The 13522-nt window shown below is 70.5% G+C and carries 13 protein-coding genes; 10 read left to right on the top strand and 3 right to left on the bottom strand.

Annotated features, from left to right (window positions below; genetic code table 11):
- Positions 1 to 61: 61 nt before the first annotated feature.
- Positions 62 to 835 (top strand): ferritin-like fold-containing protein, encoded by a 774-nt coding sequence (locus tag ASG12_RS17200; protein WP_082502123.1) that lies wholly within the window; start codon positions 62 to 64, stop codon positions 833 to 835.
- A 125-nt stretch (positions 836 to 960) separates the two neighbouring features.
- Positions 961 to 1200 (top strand): DUF3107 domain-containing protein, encoded by a 240-nt coding sequence (locus tag ASG12_RS17195; protein WP_045823609.1) that lies wholly within the window; start codon positions 961 to 963, stop codon positions 1198 to 1200.
- Positions 1201 to 1202: 2 nt separating this feature from the next.
- Here the strand turns inward: ASG12_RS17195 and ASG12_RS17190 are convergent, their stop codons facing one another.
- Positions 1203 to 1892, bottom strand: a complete 690-nt coding sequence (locus ASG12_RS17190) for a TetR/AcrR family transcriptional regulator (RefSeq protein ID WP_082502122.1) — start codon at positions 1890 to 1892, stop codon at positions 1203 to 1205.
- A gap of 47 nt (positions 1893 to 1939) precedes the next feature.
- On the opposite strand from ASG12_RS17190, the gene ASG12_RS17185 reads away from it, so the two are divergent.
- The 5 genes from ASG12_RS17185 (at position 1940) to ASG12_RS17165 (ending at position 8009) form a co-directional block, all read left to right on the top strand.
- On the top strand, positions 1940 to 2956 hold the full coding sequence (locus ASG12_RS17185; RefSeq protein WP_235457338.1) for an alpha/beta fold hydrolase: 1017 nt from the start codon (positions 1940 to 1942) through the stop codon (positions 2954 to 2956).
- Between the two features lie 377 nt (positions 2957 to 3333).
- Positions 3334 to 4380, top strand: coding sequence for a DUF3152 domain-containing protein (locus ASG12_RS17180; protein WP_443089106.1), 1047 nt, complete (start codon positions 3334 to 3336; stop codon positions 4378 to 4380).
- 23 nt (positions 4381 to 4403) lie between these two features.
- The gene (gene moeZ / locus ASG12_RS17175) at positions 4404 to 5612 is read left to right on the top strand and encodes an adenylyltransferase/sulfurtransferase MoeZ (protein WP_235457336.1); all 1209 of its coding nucleotides are present in this window, start codon (positions 4404 to 4406) and stop codon (positions 5610 to 5612) included.
- A gap of 2 nt (positions 5613 to 5614) precedes the next feature.
- Positions 5615 to 7126 carry an MFS transporter gene (locus tag ASG12_RS17170; protein WP_082502211.1) on the top strand — a complete coding sequence of 504 codons (1512 nt, stop codon included), beginning with the start codon at positions 5615 to 5617 and terminating at the stop codon, positions 7124 to 7126.
- A 28-nt stretch (positions 7127 to 7154) separates the two neighbouring features.
- Complete coding sequence (locus ASG12_RS17165) at positions 7155 to 8009, top strand: TIGR02569 family protein (RefSeq protein ID WP_055792388.1); 855 nt, start codon at positions 7155 to 7157, stop codon at positions 8007 to 8009.
- 45 nt (positions 8010 to 8054) lie between these two features.
- Here the strand turns inward: ASG12_RS17165 and ASG12_RS17160 are convergent, their stop codons facing one another.
- Entirely contained in the window at positions 8055 to 8720 is a 666-nt protein-coding gene (locus ASG12_RS17160; RefSeq protein WP_055792385.1) for a DUF4352 domain-containing protein, read from the bottom strand.
- A gap of 145 nt (positions 8721 to 8865) precedes the next feature.
- On the opposite strand from ASG12_RS17160, the gene ASG12_RS17155 reads away from it, so the two are divergent.
- Both ASG12_RS17155 and ASG12_RS17150 read left to right on the top strand, forming a co-directional pair.
- A complete protein-coding gene (locus ASG12_RS17155) occupies positions 8866 to 10149 on the top strand; it encodes a sensor histidine kinase (protein WP_235457326.1) in 1284 nt (427 codons plus the stop codon).
- A gap of 64 nt (positions 10150 to 10213) precedes the next feature.
- Positions 10214 to 10888, top strand: coding sequence for a response regulator (locus ASG12_RS17150; protein ID WP_055792383.1), 675 nt, complete (start codon positions 10214 to 10216; stop codon positions 10886 to 10888).
- Positions 10889 to 10921: 33 nt separating this feature from the next.
- Here ASG12_RS17150 and ASG12_RS17145 read toward each other — a convergent pair whose 3' ends face one another.
- Complete coding sequence (locus tag ASG12_RS17145) at positions 10922 to 11755, bottom strand: glycine-rich protein (protein WP_082502120.1); 834 nt, start codon at positions 11753 to 11755, stop codon at positions 10922 to 10924.
- Positions 11756 to 12039: 284 nt separating this feature from the next.
- On the opposite strand from ASG12_RS17145, the gene ASG12_RS17140 reads away from it, so the two are divergent.
- Positions 12040 to 13479, top strand: coding sequence for a nitrate/nitrite transporter (locus tag ASG12_RS17140; RefSeq protein ID WP_055792377.1), 1440 nt, complete (start codon positions 12040 to 12042; stop codon positions 13477 to 13479).
- Positions 13480 to 13522 lie beyond the last annotated feature (43 nt).

Here is a 13522-nt window from a genome sequence, read left to right as displayed (position 1 = left end):
ACGCATCGGTGCCGGTCACGGGGGCCGGTTGCAGGGTGGACGGCGTCGGTACGATCGCCGCATGGCCGACCATCCCGTGACCCAGACCACTGTGACACCCACCCCCACGACACCCGCTCCGGACGGCCTGCCCCGGTCGACCGCAGACCTCGCGCCTACCCACATCGACGACGACGCGCAGCTTCCGCCGCTGCCCGACGACCACCCCGGGATCACGTCGTTGTTCGGGGTGCTGCTCGCAGGTGAGATCGCGGCGTTCTACCGCTTGACCGCCGAATCGCAGATGGCGCCTGACATTCGCGGGCGGGTGGCGATGGCACAGATGGCCGGCGCCGAGATGGCCCACTTCGAGGTGCTGGCCGCCGAACTCGTGCGCCGGGGCCGCGACGTGGTCGACACGGTGGCGCACTACGCGCCGGTGCTCGACCAGTACCACGGGTCGACGACGCCCAATTCCTGGCTGGAGTCGATGGTGAAGGCGTACATCGGTGACGGCCTGGCCGCGGACTTCTACCTCGAGGTCGCCCACACTCTGCCCGGTGACGCGGAGGGCATCGTGCAGGACGTGATGGCCGAGACCGGTCACTCCGAGTTCGCGTGCGCGGAGGTGCGTGCGGCCGTCGCCGCCGATCCGTCGCTCACCTCTCCGCTGCGCCTGTGGGGGCGGCGGCTGCTGGGCGAGGCGATCACGCAGGCCCAGCACGTGTTGGCCTCCGAGGAGGACCTGACGGGGTTGCTGTTCAGCGAGGCGTCGGACTTCACGCGCATCTCCACGTTCTTCGAGTCGATCCAGGACCGCCACGCCGCCCGCATGCAGGAACTGGGGTTGGGCTGAGGTCTGCCCCCACTCCCGCCCTGTCACCCCCTGTTCCGCCCACAGCGGAGCGCCTGCGGTGCGGGGTCGGCGCTCCACTAGCCTTGGCGTCGAAGGCGCCCGACATCGACAGCAGGAGGACAACCGTGACGGTTGACGTGAAGATCGGCATCACCGACAGCCCGCGTGAGCTGGTGGTGCAGACCGAGCAGACCAGTGACGACGTCCATGCCGCCGTCGAGGCCGCGCTGTCGGGTAAGGAGGCGCTGCTGCGTCTCACCGACGAGAAGGGTGCGCGATTCCTGGTGCCGGTCACCAAGATCGCCTACGTCGAGGTCGGCACCTCCGAGCGTCCGCGCGTCGGATTCGGCGCCAAGAACAGCTGACGTCAGGACTCGGTGAGGCCGCCTTCGAGAAGCGGCACGTGTGACAGCCCGCCCCACAGCAGTTCGACCGTCGTCTCCACGGCGTCGCGCTTGCTGATGGGGCGTTTGGCGTCGAGCCAGTAGCGGGCGTTCACCTGGCTGGCACCGACGAGCCCGGCGGCGAGCATCCGCGACCGGTAGGGGTCGAGCCCCGAGTCGTGCATGACGAGTCCGTAGACCGCGTCGACGCAGGCCTCGGTGGCGCTCTCCACGCGACGGATCGCGGCGGGGTCGAGGGCGTCGGACTCGAAGATCAAGCGGTAGCCCTGGTGGTCCTGGTCGATGAAGTCGAAGAACGCCCCGACGGCCGACCGCACACGCTGCTTGTTGTCGGTCGTCGTCTCGAGAGCCTTGCGCACCTCGGAGACCAGCGATTCCGCGTGTTCCTCGAGCACCGCGAGGTACAGATCGAGTTTTCCGGGGAAGTGTTGGTAGAGAACGGGTTTGCTGACCCCGGCGTGGACCGCGATCTCGTCCATGCCCGCCGAGTGGTAACCGCGTTCGACGAAGATCTCGCTGGCGGCGTCGAGCAGTTGCACGCGCCGGGCGCTGCGCGGCATACGGGTGTTGCGGCGACCGGCGTCGCCACGGGTGCGGCCGGGGGCAGCGTGCACCGACGAGTCGACGGGTACACGATCAGCGGCGCCTGGCATGGGTAGACCCTACGCGTCACACCCTCGAGGTGAGGCATGCTGTAGCGGTGTCGACCACCGATCGGACACCGTCCGTACCGCGCTCGCTGCGCGACCTGCTCGCACCGCTCGATCGCACGACCCCGCTGTGGCCGGGGGAGCAGGTGAGGGCATCGGGATGGCGCATCCACGTGCGGCACGTACCCCGTCCCGAGCCGGTGCACACGGACTCCGGCACCGCGGATGTCGACGCTCCGGTCGGTCGGGCCCTGTACGTGCACGGACTCGGCGGGTCGTCGTTGAACTGGACCGACCTCGGTGAGGTGCTGGCCCCGGTGCTCGACGGGTACGCGATGGACCTGCCCGGCTTCGGGTTCTCCGACCCGCCGCCGGGAGGCGACTACTCGCTCACGGCGATGACCGACGCGGTGATCGCCGTGCTCGAACACCTCGGCGGCGCCCACCTGGTCGGCAACTCCCTCGGCGGGGCGATCGCCTCCCGTGTCGCGGCGCAGCGGCCCGACCTCGTCACCACCCTCACCCTCATCTCGCCGGCGTTCCCGGATCTGCGGCCCCGGATCAAGCGCCTGTCGTTCGTCCCGCTGACCCTGGCGACGGTTCCGCGGGTCGGGCCCGCGGTGTTCGGCTACCTGGGTCGGGTGCACGCCGAACGGCAGGTGGCACAGACGCTGCGCGAGATCATGGTGCGTCCGCAGGTCCTCGGGCCCACCCGGATAGCGCAGGCCGTCGAGCACGCGGTCGATCGCGCCGAGCTCCCGTGGGCGCCGGCGGCGTTGTCGGGCAGCCTCAACGCCCTGGTCGCGAGTTGGCTGTGGATGTCGGGTCGGGACCATTGGCGGCGCGCCCGCATGATCACCTCGCCGACGCTGGTGATGTGGGGCGGCCGCGACAAGCTCGTGAGCGCGGCCATCGCACCGCGCGTCATCCGCACCATCGAGGGGTCGCGGTTGGTGATGTTCGGTGCCGTCGGACACGTGTGTCAGATGGAGATCCCGCTGGAGACGGCGCGAGAGATCGCCCGCCACGTCGAGATCGCCGATCCCGCGTCGCTGGTGGCCTGCTGACATCGGGGACACCTGGGTGAACGTGGACGTGTGCACGTGGCCGCGCGTCCCCGGAACGCCCGACGAGCTGTGAGATGGTGAAACACGTGAGTGCGCCAGGCGGGGGAGGACCGCCCAGATCCGGAGCGGGATTCGGTGGACCCGACCCGCGCGATGCGCCCATGACCGGCGCCCCGGGTCCCGGTCACCCCCCGTACCCACCTGCACCCGACTCCTTTGCGCCGCATCCGTCCGGCCCTCTGCCCGCGGGGCGCATGCCGCCGCAGTACGCGCCCCCCGGGAACGCGTCGCCGCCGATCCGCCCGTCGTCGCGGGAACGCTCCTCGCGTACTGCGAGTGGTCGGGGTTCGAATGGGCGGGGCCGTCCGCAACGCGACGTGGACCACGATCTGCTCGGCGACGCCCCGCACGACCGCCCCACGGCCCCTCGCCCCGATCGGCGACCGATCGCGCGCCAGGTCGCCGAACGCGGTCGGCCCGGCGACGATCAGCCGTTGCGCGCGCACTGGGATCCGACGGCCGAGGACCCGCGGGGCCGGCGGGGTCCGCGTCCGGAGCGCCGCAAACGCACGCGGATCGGTGCCTTCGTCGCGACCTACGGCTGGCGGGCCTACGCACTGCCCGTCCTCGCGATACTCACCGTGGTGCTCGTGGCGGTGACCCTCACCGGCACCTCGTCGTCGCCGACCCCGGCCGCACCGGCACCCGACGCCGCGTCGCGCAACACCGACGTCAACTCCGAGACCTCGCCGATCGGCGCGCCGACCGGCAACGCCGCCGCGGCCACGCTGCCCGCGGGGCAGTTGCCCGACGGCGGATCGTTCACGACGAACGGCGCGAAATCGTGGCGTGTGGTGCCCGGCACCACCGGGGCGGTGGGTACCGCACCGCGGGTGTACACCTACACCGTCGAGGTCGAGAACGGTCTCGCGCCCGCCGATTACGGCAGCGACGCGATCTTCGCGAAACTCGTCGACACCACGCTGGCCAACCCGAAGAGCTGGATCGGTGGCGGCAAGGTGTCGTTCCGACGCATCGAGACCGGCACCCCCGACTTCCGGGTGTCGTTGACCTCGACCGGCACGACCCGCGAGCTGTGCGGCTACCAGATCAAGCTCGAGTCCTCCTGCTACTACCCGCCCGAGGCGCGCGTGACCCTCAACGAGGCGCGATGGGTGCGTGGCGCGGTGTCGTATCAGGGTGACGATCTGCTGTACCGCCAGTACGCGATCAACCACGAGATCGGGCACGCGATCGGCTTCGAGAAGCATCAACCGTGTGGCCAGGAGGGCGCGTTGGCCCCGGTGATGATGCAGCAGAGCTTCGGCGTCGCCAACAGCGACATCATGGCGATCGACCCGGACATGCAGGCCGACCGTGATCTGGTGTGCCGGGCCAATCCCTGGCCGTTCCCCGGTAGCTGAGCGGCGTAGCGTCTGCGGTGATCATGGCGACCACCGGAACCCCCCAGATGCCCCCCGGGCAGACCACTCTGCCGCCGCTCGTCGAACCGGCCGCGGAACTGACGCGCGCCGAGGTCGCGCGGTACAGCAGGCACCTGATCATCCCCGACATCGGGATGACCGGGCAGCGGCGGTTGAAGAACGCCCGGGTTCTGGTCATCGGAGCGGGCGGACTCGGTTCGCCGGCGCTGCTCTACCTCGCCGCCGCGGGCGTCGGCACGCTCGGGATCGTCGAGTTCGACGACGTCGAGGAATCGAACCTGCAGCGGCAGGTCATCCACGGCCAGTCCGATGTCGGGCGGTCGAAGGCGGCGAGTGCCCGTGGCTCGATCGCCGAGATCAACCCCTTCGTCACCGTCGAACTCCACGAGCACCGCCTCGAGGCCGACCACGCGGTGGCCCTGTTCGAGCGCTACGACCTGATCGTCGACGGCACCGACAACTTCGCGACGCGCTATCTCGTGAACGACGCCGCCGTGCTGGCGCGCAAACCGTATGTGTGGGGGTCGATCTACCGCTTCGAGGGACAGGCGTCGGTGTTCTGGGAGGACGCCCCCGACGGGCGCGGACTGAACTACCGCGACCTCTACCCGCAGGCCCCGCCGCCGGGAACGGTGCCGTCGTGTGCCGAGGGCGGCGTCCTCGGGATCCTGTGTGCCTCCGTCGGTTCCATCATGGGGACCGAGGCGGTCAAGCTCATCACGGGCGTCGGGCAGACGCTTCTGGGTCGGCTGATGATGTACGACGCCCTCGCCATGGAGTACCGGACGATCCGCATCCGCAAGGATCCCGAGGCCGAGCCGATCACCGAACTGGTCGACTACGAGGCGTTCTGCGGCATCGTCGCCGACGAGGGCGCGACCACCACCGGGTCGGACATCGACGCCGCGGAGCTCCGGCGGCTCCTCGACGCGGGTGAGCCGCTCGCCCTCATCGACGTCCGCGAGCCCGTCGAGTGGGACATCGTCCACATCGACGGTGCGACCCTGATCCCGCTGGGGGAGTTGGTCTCCGGCGAGGCGCTGGCCGCGGTGCCGCAGGACCGGCCGACCGTGCTCTACTGCAAGACCGGTATCCGATCGGCCGAGGCGCTGGCGGTGTTGCGGCGCGCCGGGTTCGCCGACGCGCGCCACCTGCGCGGCGGGATCGTGGAGTGGGCGCGTCAGACCGACCCGTCGATGCCGGTCTACTGATCGTGACCACCCCCACGCCCGAGGGCTCCCCTCCGGCCGGTGCCCCCTCGGCCGGTGCGTCGGTGGAGTTCTCGTCGTCGCGTGGGCGCTGGGTGGTGGCGTGTGCCGTACTCGGGTCGTCGATGGTGTTGCTCGACTCGACGGTGGTCAACGTCGCGCTGCCGCGCATCGCCGACGATTTCGACGTGGGGCTCGCGCCCCTGCAGTGGACAGTCACCGCCTACATGCTGACGCTGTCGGCGCTCATCCTGCTCGGCGGATCGCTCGGCGACCGACTCGGTCGTCGACGGGTGTTCGTCGTCGGCGTGATCGGTTTCGCCGCTGCCTCGCTGCTGTGCGGTCTGGCGCCGAACGTCGAGGTGTTGGTCGGTGCGCGCGGCCTGCAGGGGATCGGCGGTGCGCTGCTGACACCCGGGTCGCTCGCGATGATCCAGTCGTCGCTGCGCCCCGGCGACAGGGCCCGGGCGATCGGTACCTGGTCGGGGCTCGGGGGCGTCGCCGCGGCCCTCGGCCCGTTCCTCGGAGGGTGGTTGGCCGACGGTCCCGGCTGGCGGTGGGCGTTCCTCATCAACGTCCCGGTCGCCGCGGTGTGCGTCGCCGTGGCCGTACGGCACGTGCCCGAGACGCGAGATCCGCACGCGTCGAAGCACTTCGACATCGTCGGGGCCGTGTTGGGTGCGGTCGCCCTCGCCGGCGCGACGTGGGCCCTGATCCGGGCCGCGGAGGGGGGCCGCGCGGTCGAGGTCGCGGTGGTGGGGGTCGTCGCGGTCGCGGCGGGTGTCGCGTTCGTGATGGTGGAGCGTCGACAACCCGAACCGATGGTGCCGCCGACCCTGTTCGCGTCGCGTCCGTTCACCGTCATCAACGTCATGACGTTCGCGGTGTACGCCGCGTTCGGCGGCTACTTCTTCATCGTTGCGTTGCAGCTGCAGGTCGTCGCCGGCTACTCGGCGTTCTGGGCCGGCGCCGCGCTCACTCCGGGGACCCTGCTGATGCTGCTGTTCTCGGCGCGGTCGAGCGCGTTGGCGGCACGGGTCGGCGCGCGCGGGCCGCTCACCGTCGGAGCCCTTCTGTGCGCGACCGGGCTGCTGTTGATGTTGCGGATCGGTCCGCATGCCTTCTACCCGACCGACGTGTTGCCCGGCGCCGCGGTCCTCGGTGTCGGGATGGTGTTGCTCGTGGCCCCTCTGACCTCGACGGTGCTGGCCGCGGTGGCCGATGACCACGCCGGTCTGGCGAGCGGGGTGAACAACGCCGTGGCCCGCGCCGCGGGTCTGCTGTCGGTCGCCGCGATCCCGCTGATCACCGGGACCCCGGCCGATGCCGGCCTCGGACCGGCCTTCGACGACACCTTCGACCGCGCGGTACCTGTGTTCGCCGGTGCCCTCGTCATCGCCGCGGTGTTGGCCTTCGTCGGCCTCCGTCCTGCGAGCTCCGCGGTGGGGCGGCCACGACGCGCCGGGCGAGCGACCGCCGCGACCGGTAACACGGCCGACCCGCACCTCCCCGGTTAGCAGGCGCGAGGTCGGTAATCTCAGCGGTGTGAATGCCCCCGATCCGCCCGAACACGTCATCGCGACGTTCGGTCTCGCCGGATCGACCCCCATCGCCCTCACCCGCGAGTGGGAGGGCGGCTGGCGCATCGGCGAGGTGGTGCTGTCGCTGGTGCCCGACCACGCCCGCGCGGCGTGGTCGGCGAAGATCCGCGAAGACCTCTACGTCGACGGTGTGCGCGTCGCCCGTCCGCTGCGCGGCACCGACGGTCGCTACGTGGTGTCGGGCTGGCGTGCCGACACCTACATCGCCGGATCGCCCGAGCCCCGTCACGACGAGGTCGTGTCGCTGGCCAACCGCCTGCACCAGGTGACCGCCGATCTCGAGCGTCCGCGTTTCCTGCTGCAACCACCGGCACCGCCCTACACCGACGTCGACGTGTTCAACGCCGCCGACCGGGCCGCGTGGGAGGACACCCCGCTGCGCTCGGCCCGTGCGGCCGGCTTCGGCGAGCCGACGTCGCCGGACGGGGTGAAGAGCATCGAGATGCTCAAAACCCTTGCCACCCTCCGCAAGCCCATCGAGTCGCCGTCACAGCTGGTGCACGGCGACCTCTTCGGCACCGTGCTGTTCGCCGGCGCGGCCGCGCCCGGCATCACCGATCTCGTGCCGTACTGGCGACCCGCCCCATGGGCCGCGGCCGTCGTGGTCGTCGACGCGTTGGCCTGGGGTGGGGCCGACGAGGACCTCGTCTCCCGCTGGTCGGATCAGCCCGAGTGGCCGCAGATGATGTTGCGGGCGGTCATGTTCCGGCTCGCGGTACACGCCCTGCACCCGCGGTCGTCGTCGGGCGCGCTCGCCGGACTGTCCCACGTCGTCGACGTGGTGCGGCTGCTGCTCTAGTCCCCGCCGGATGCCGGGCGTGTCCCGCGGTCGCCGAGCCGCGGGTCAGCGCAGGGCGACCGTGACCCCGCCGGAGAAGATCGAATCGTGCAGCTCGATCTCGGCGGGGTCGACGCCGACGGGCAGGTCGTAGGCGATCGTGAGCTGCAGGGCGTTGCCCGGGTTGATCTGTTCGTAGAACACCGCGGCGTCGTCCACGGAGATAGTGGCCGTCGTGTTGGGGGAGAACTGCGTCCCCTGCGTCGAGAGCACCTTCTGCGACGAGACGTCGAGGCTCTGCGCCCGGTCCCCGATGTTGCGGACGGTCAGGTCGACCAGCACGAAGCGGCCCTGTGCCCGCTCGGCCATGAAGTCGGGACCGATGGTCGTCCCGCCGTCGCGGACCCCGCGTACGACGAACTCGAACTTGCCGTCACGCGCGGGGGCGCCGATCCCGGGCCGAGGCGCCGCGGCCGACGGCCGTTCTGCCGCGGTCGATCCCCCGGGTGCGGACCCCGTCGCGGCGGCCGTGGTCGTGCTCCCGGCGGTGTCCGAGGAGTCCGACGACCCGCCCCCGCCCGACGCGACCGAGATCACGACGACAGCCAACACGAGCACGCCGAGGCCGGTGAGCACCTTGTGCCGCGCGAAGACGTTCTTCTTCGGGGCCGGCGGCGGGTAGGGCGACCCGTAGGGCGTCGGCTGGGGGTGATCGGGCGAGTTCTGGCTCATGGCAGGGCCTTTCGGTTGTCGATGTACCCGACCACTCCAGCGTGTCCATCCGGCCCGCCGCATCCTCCGATCGGTCGGTCACCCTCACCCCATCGGTCGGATCGGTGCTCACCGGGAGGCCCGATCGCCCGATGGTGTCCTGTCGGTGGCCGCCCGTACCGTCGGCGCCATGATGCCCACGATCCCGGTGACGCCACCGCAGCTGCCGCCGTGGCTGCTGCAGGCGCCGGGCGGGTCGCCGGGTCATCTCCGACGCCGTCTCACGACCATCGCGCTGGTCACCATCAGCCTGTTCGCGACCCTGATGACCGTGGGCCTCGCGGCCGGCGCTGGCACCCCCGACGGGTTGATCTTCTGCGGCCTGATCCTCAACGTCGTCGCGGCGGCGGCACTCGTGCGGCGGCACGAACACCCGATGCTCGTCCTCACGGTCGCCGTCGCCGGGCCGTTGTTCTTCCCCACCGACGCCACCGCGGCGCTCGTCGCGCTCTTCACGGTCGTCACCCGGATCCGCGATCGGCGACTCGTTGTCGCGATCGGTGTCGTGTGGGCGGCCTGCACGGTGTCGTTGACCTATGACGCTTTCCGCCGCCGTGACTACTCGGCGCTCACGATGGGCGTGCGAATCCGCCAGGGCGAGCCGGTGCCGGACTGGAATCTGCCGCTGTGGGTGGCCCCGCTCGTCGCGGCTGTGCTGGTGACCCTGGTGGTCGTGGTGTCACTCCTGCGTCGTACCAGCAGTCAGTTGACCGTGGTCGCAACGGCTCTCGACGACCGCACGCGTGAATCGGAGGTGATGCGCGCAGAGATGGCGGTGGCCGCCGACCGCGCCCGCATCGCCCGCGACATGCACGACACCTTGGCCGCGACGCTGAGCCGGATCTCGCTGACCGCCGGGGGACTACAGGTCAACAGCACCGAGGGTCCCGAACGGGTCGCGAACACCGCGTCGCTGATCCAGAAGACCGCTCACGACGGCCTCGACGAGCTCAAACGGATCATCGGCGTGCTCCGCGGTGGCACCGTGGCCGACATGGGTTCGGGCGCACAGGATCTTGACGGCGTCACCGACCTCGTCGCGGCGGCCCGATCGGCCGGGGCCCACGTGACCATGCTCGTCGACGTGCCCCCGGAACCGTTGGGCCCGCTGGCGGGACACGTCGCCTACCGGGTGGTGCGCGAAGCGCTCACCAACGCCTCACGGCACGCCTTCGGGTCACCTGTTCACCTGTCGGTCCACGGGACGCCCGACCGCGGGCTGCGTGTCGAGATCCGCACCCGCCGGACCGCGGCGGCCCCCACACCGAGCGGGACGGGGACCGGACTGCAGGGGATCGACGAGATGGTCAGCGGTGCCGGAGGCACCTTCGGCGCGCAGCACATCGGCGACGAGTTCGTCGTGCACGCCTGGCTGCCCTGGTACTCCTGACTCGTCGACGTCGACGTCGACGTCGCAGGAGCGTGTCGGGGTCGGTGCCTACGATCTCCTCATCATGACCACACCCATCGACGTCCTCGTCGTCGACGACGATCCCTTCGTCCGCCGCGGACTCTTCGACATCCTCACCGCGGCGGGGGACATCCGTGTCGTCGCCGAGGCCGACGACGGGGATGAGGTGCCGTCGAAGGTCGCGCGGCACCGGCCGCGCGTCGTCCTCATGGACCTGAAGATGCGCCGCGTCGGCGGTGTCGAGGCCATCACCGCGCTGATGTCGCAGCCCGATCCCCCGCGAGTCGTGGCGATGACCGCCCTCGACGTCGACGACCTGGTCCTCGAGGCGATCCGCGCAGGCGCACACAGCTTCCTGCGGAAGGACGAGCCGCCGCAGACGTTCGGGATGGCCGTCCGCGCCGTCGCCGCGGGAACGACGCTGTTCAGCGAGCAGTCGCTGCGCGAGATCGTCGCGGCCGCCGATGCGCACCCTCTCACCGGGCATCCGCCCGCGTCGCGATCGGACGCCGAGCGCGCGGTCGGCACCCTGTCGAGCAGGGAGTCGGAGATCCTCCGGGCGCTGGCCTCGGGTGCCACGAACGCCGTCATCGCCGGCGATCTCTATCTGAGCGAGACCACGGTGAAAACCCATGTCTCGCACATCTACACGAAGCTGCGCGTCACCACGAGAGTCGAGGCGGCGATGGAGGCCCTCCGCGGCGGACTCGTGGCGTGAGCCCCGGTCGGGACGTCGCGCTCCGGGCGACGATCAGCTGCCGAGGCAGAAGACGTTGCAGGGTCCGTTGTAGCGGATGGTGACGCGTGCGCCACCCGGTGTGATCGTGGGTGGGACATCACTCGGGAACGCCGAGCCGCCACCGCCGCCGCCGGCGCGGAATCCGCCTGCGCCACCGAAGTAGCCGCCGCCACCGCCGCCGCCGGATGTCGACACCGAGGCGCTGCCACCGACGCCGAGTCCGCCGGGCGAGGCGTCACCGCTGGGGGTGCCGCCGCGTGCGGAGCTGCCCGCGCCGCCGCCGCCCATGAGCCCGTTGCTCTCGCCCGGGCGACCGCCGTCGCCACCGCGGGTCGTCGACGAGCCGCCGGCGCCACCCGCCACGACCAGTCGCGAGTTCAGCCCCGCGGGTGAGAGGGCCGGACCGCCGACCGTGCGGACGTCGCTGGCGCCACCTCCACCGTTCGGGATGCCGCGGCCACCGCCGTTGTAACCGCCCGCGCCGAAGCGACTGCCGGGCGCGTTGTGCTGACCGTTGCCGCCGACATAGATGTAGAGGCGCTGCCCGCCGACCACGGGTGCGTACGCGCTGATCTGCAGTGCGCGGGTCTTGTAGTTGCCCGATGCCCGGGTGTCGGCGCCGCCGGCCCCGACCGCGGTCACCAGGACCGAGCGCAGGCCGCGCGGCACGACGAAGACCTGCTGGGCGCCCGTGTAGCTCCAGGTGCACAGCACCGTCGACTGGAACAGGGCCTGGGTGCAGTTGCGGGGCAGCGGGGCCGCCGACGCGCTGGGCGCGGTCACGATCGTGGCCGCCAGGGCCGCCATCCCGGCCGCGATCATCGACAACCGCCTACGACTGAACATCTACGTGTTTCTCCCTCGCGTGCCGGCAAAGCCTCTCGCGGTGACTCTACGATGTCGCACGAGCGCGCCCGGCATTTCCGCTCGTTTGCCCGCCCCGAACGATCCGCGACCTGGGCTCTCGCCCGTCCGGGCCCACCGCTGACCCGTCTCACACGGCCTCCCGCCCGGACGTGAGCACACTGTGATCGCCGGGTCACGCGCTGACAAGTCCCGGCAACACCGGCTTCCTACTGTTCCGACCAACAGCCGACACCCCGTCGGAATCCGTAGGGAGGACCCACGTCGTGACCGCACCGGCCCGTCAACGTTCGCACCACATCACCGATTGGGATCCCGAGGACCGCGAGGCCTGGGACAACGGCAACGCGAAGATCGCCAACCGCAACCTCATCTGGTCGGTGATCTGCGAGCACGTCGGCTTCTCGGTGTGGTCGCTGTTCTCCGTGCTGGCCCTGTTCATGGGACCGGCGTACGGCATCTCGCTCGACCAGAAGTTCGTCATCGCCGCCACGGCCACCTTCTTCGGCGCGTGTCTGCGCATCCCGTACACCCAGGCCACGGCCCGCTTCGGCGGTCGCAACTGGGCCATCTTCAGCGCCATCGTGCTGCTGATACCCACCGGACTCACCATGATGCTGATGCTGAACCCGGGTGACTTCGGGTTCGGCTGGTTCCTCACGGTCGCGGCCCTCACCGGTCTCGGCGGCGGAAACTTCGCGTCGTCGATGACCAACATCAACGCCTTCTTCCCGCAGCGACTCAAGGGCTGGGCCCTCGGGCTCAACGCGGGCGGCGGCAACATCGGCGTCCCCGCCGTGCAGCTCGTCGGACTCGCCGTCATCTCCATCGCCTCCGACCGCCCCGAGATCGTGTGTGCGATCTACCTCGTGTTGTTGGCCCTGGCCGGCGTCGGCGCGGCGATCTACATGGACAACCTCGACCACCAGACCTCCAGCGGCAAGGCGATGATCGACTGCCTCAAGTACCGCGACACCTGGCTGATCTCGCTCCTCTACATCGGCACCTTCGGTTCGTTCATCGGCTTCGGGTTCGCCTTCAGCCAGGTCCTCAACATCAGCTTCACGGCGTCGGGAGAGGCCAAGCCGGCACTCGCCGCTGCCCAGATCGCCTGGCTGGGACCGCTTCTCGGCTCGCTGGCCCGACCGATCGGTGGCAAGCTCGCCGACAAGGTCGGTGGCGGTCGCGTCACGATGTACTGCTTCGCGGCCATGGTCGCGGCCTCGTCGATCCTCGTGGTCGCCGGCATGTCGGCCGATGCGAACAACCACAAGATCGGCGGCGCGCAGCTCACCGGGTTCATCGTCGGCTTCATCCTGCTGTTCCTGATCTCGGGTGTCGCCAACGGCTCGGTCTACAAGATCATCCCGGCCGTCTTCGAGGCGAAGGCCAAGGCCAACAAGGGACTCAACGCGCTGGGCAAGATCACCTGGTCGCGGTCGATGTCGGGTGCGCTCATCGGCATCGCCGGCGCGTTCGGCGGACTCGGCGGCGTCGCCATCAACCTCGTCCTCCGAGCGAGCTACAAGTCGCACAAGTCGGCCACCACCGCCTTCTGGGTGTTCCTGATCTTCTACGTGATCGCCGGTGTCGTCACCTGGTGGTTCTACGCCCGCAACGAGAAGGCGACCAACGCCCTTGCCGCGGAGCCCGATTCGGCGGACGAGACCGATGAGGCGGCCTCGGGCTCGGCGGTCGTCGCCTGATCCCGGGCGTCGCCGGGCCGTCGAACAGCAGTGCGTGAGGAGA

Origin of the sequence: Williamsia sp. Leaf354, assembly GCF_001424365.1 — a bacterium.
Lineage (GTDB): Bacteria > Actinomycetota > Actinomycetes > Mycobacteriales > Mycobacteriaceae > Williamsia_A.
This window is presented reverse-complemented; position numbering and strand designations above follow the sequence as displayed.

What these genes read in the sequence shown, in the direction of transcription:
- ASG12_RS17190 (WP_082502122.1), bottom strand. Translation starts at nt 1,892, where the DNA reads ATGCCAGGCGCCGCTGATCGTGTACCCGTCGACTCGTCGGTGCACGCT.
- moeZ (WP_235457336.1), top strand. Translation starts at nt 4,404, where the DNA reads ATGGCGACCACCGGAACCCCCCAGATGCCCCCCGGGCAGACCACTCTG.
- ASG12_RS17145 (WP_082502120.1), bottom strand. Translation starts at nt 11,755, where the DNA reads ATGTTCAGTCGTAGGCGGTTGTCGATGATCGCGGCCGGGATGGCGGCC.
- ASG12_RS17200 (WP_082502123.1), top strand. Translation starts at nt 62, where the DNA reads ATGGCCGACCATCCCGTGACCCAGACCACTGTGACACCCACCCCCACG.
- ASG12_RS17150 (WP_055792383.1), top strand. Translation starts at nt 10,214, where the DNA reads ATGACCACACCCATCGACGTCCTCGTCGTCGACGACGATCCCTTCGTC.
- ASG12_RS17160 (WP_055792385.1), bottom strand. Translation starts at nt 8,720, where the DNA reads ATGAGCCAGAACTCGCCCGATCACCCCCAGCCGACGCCCTACGGGTCG.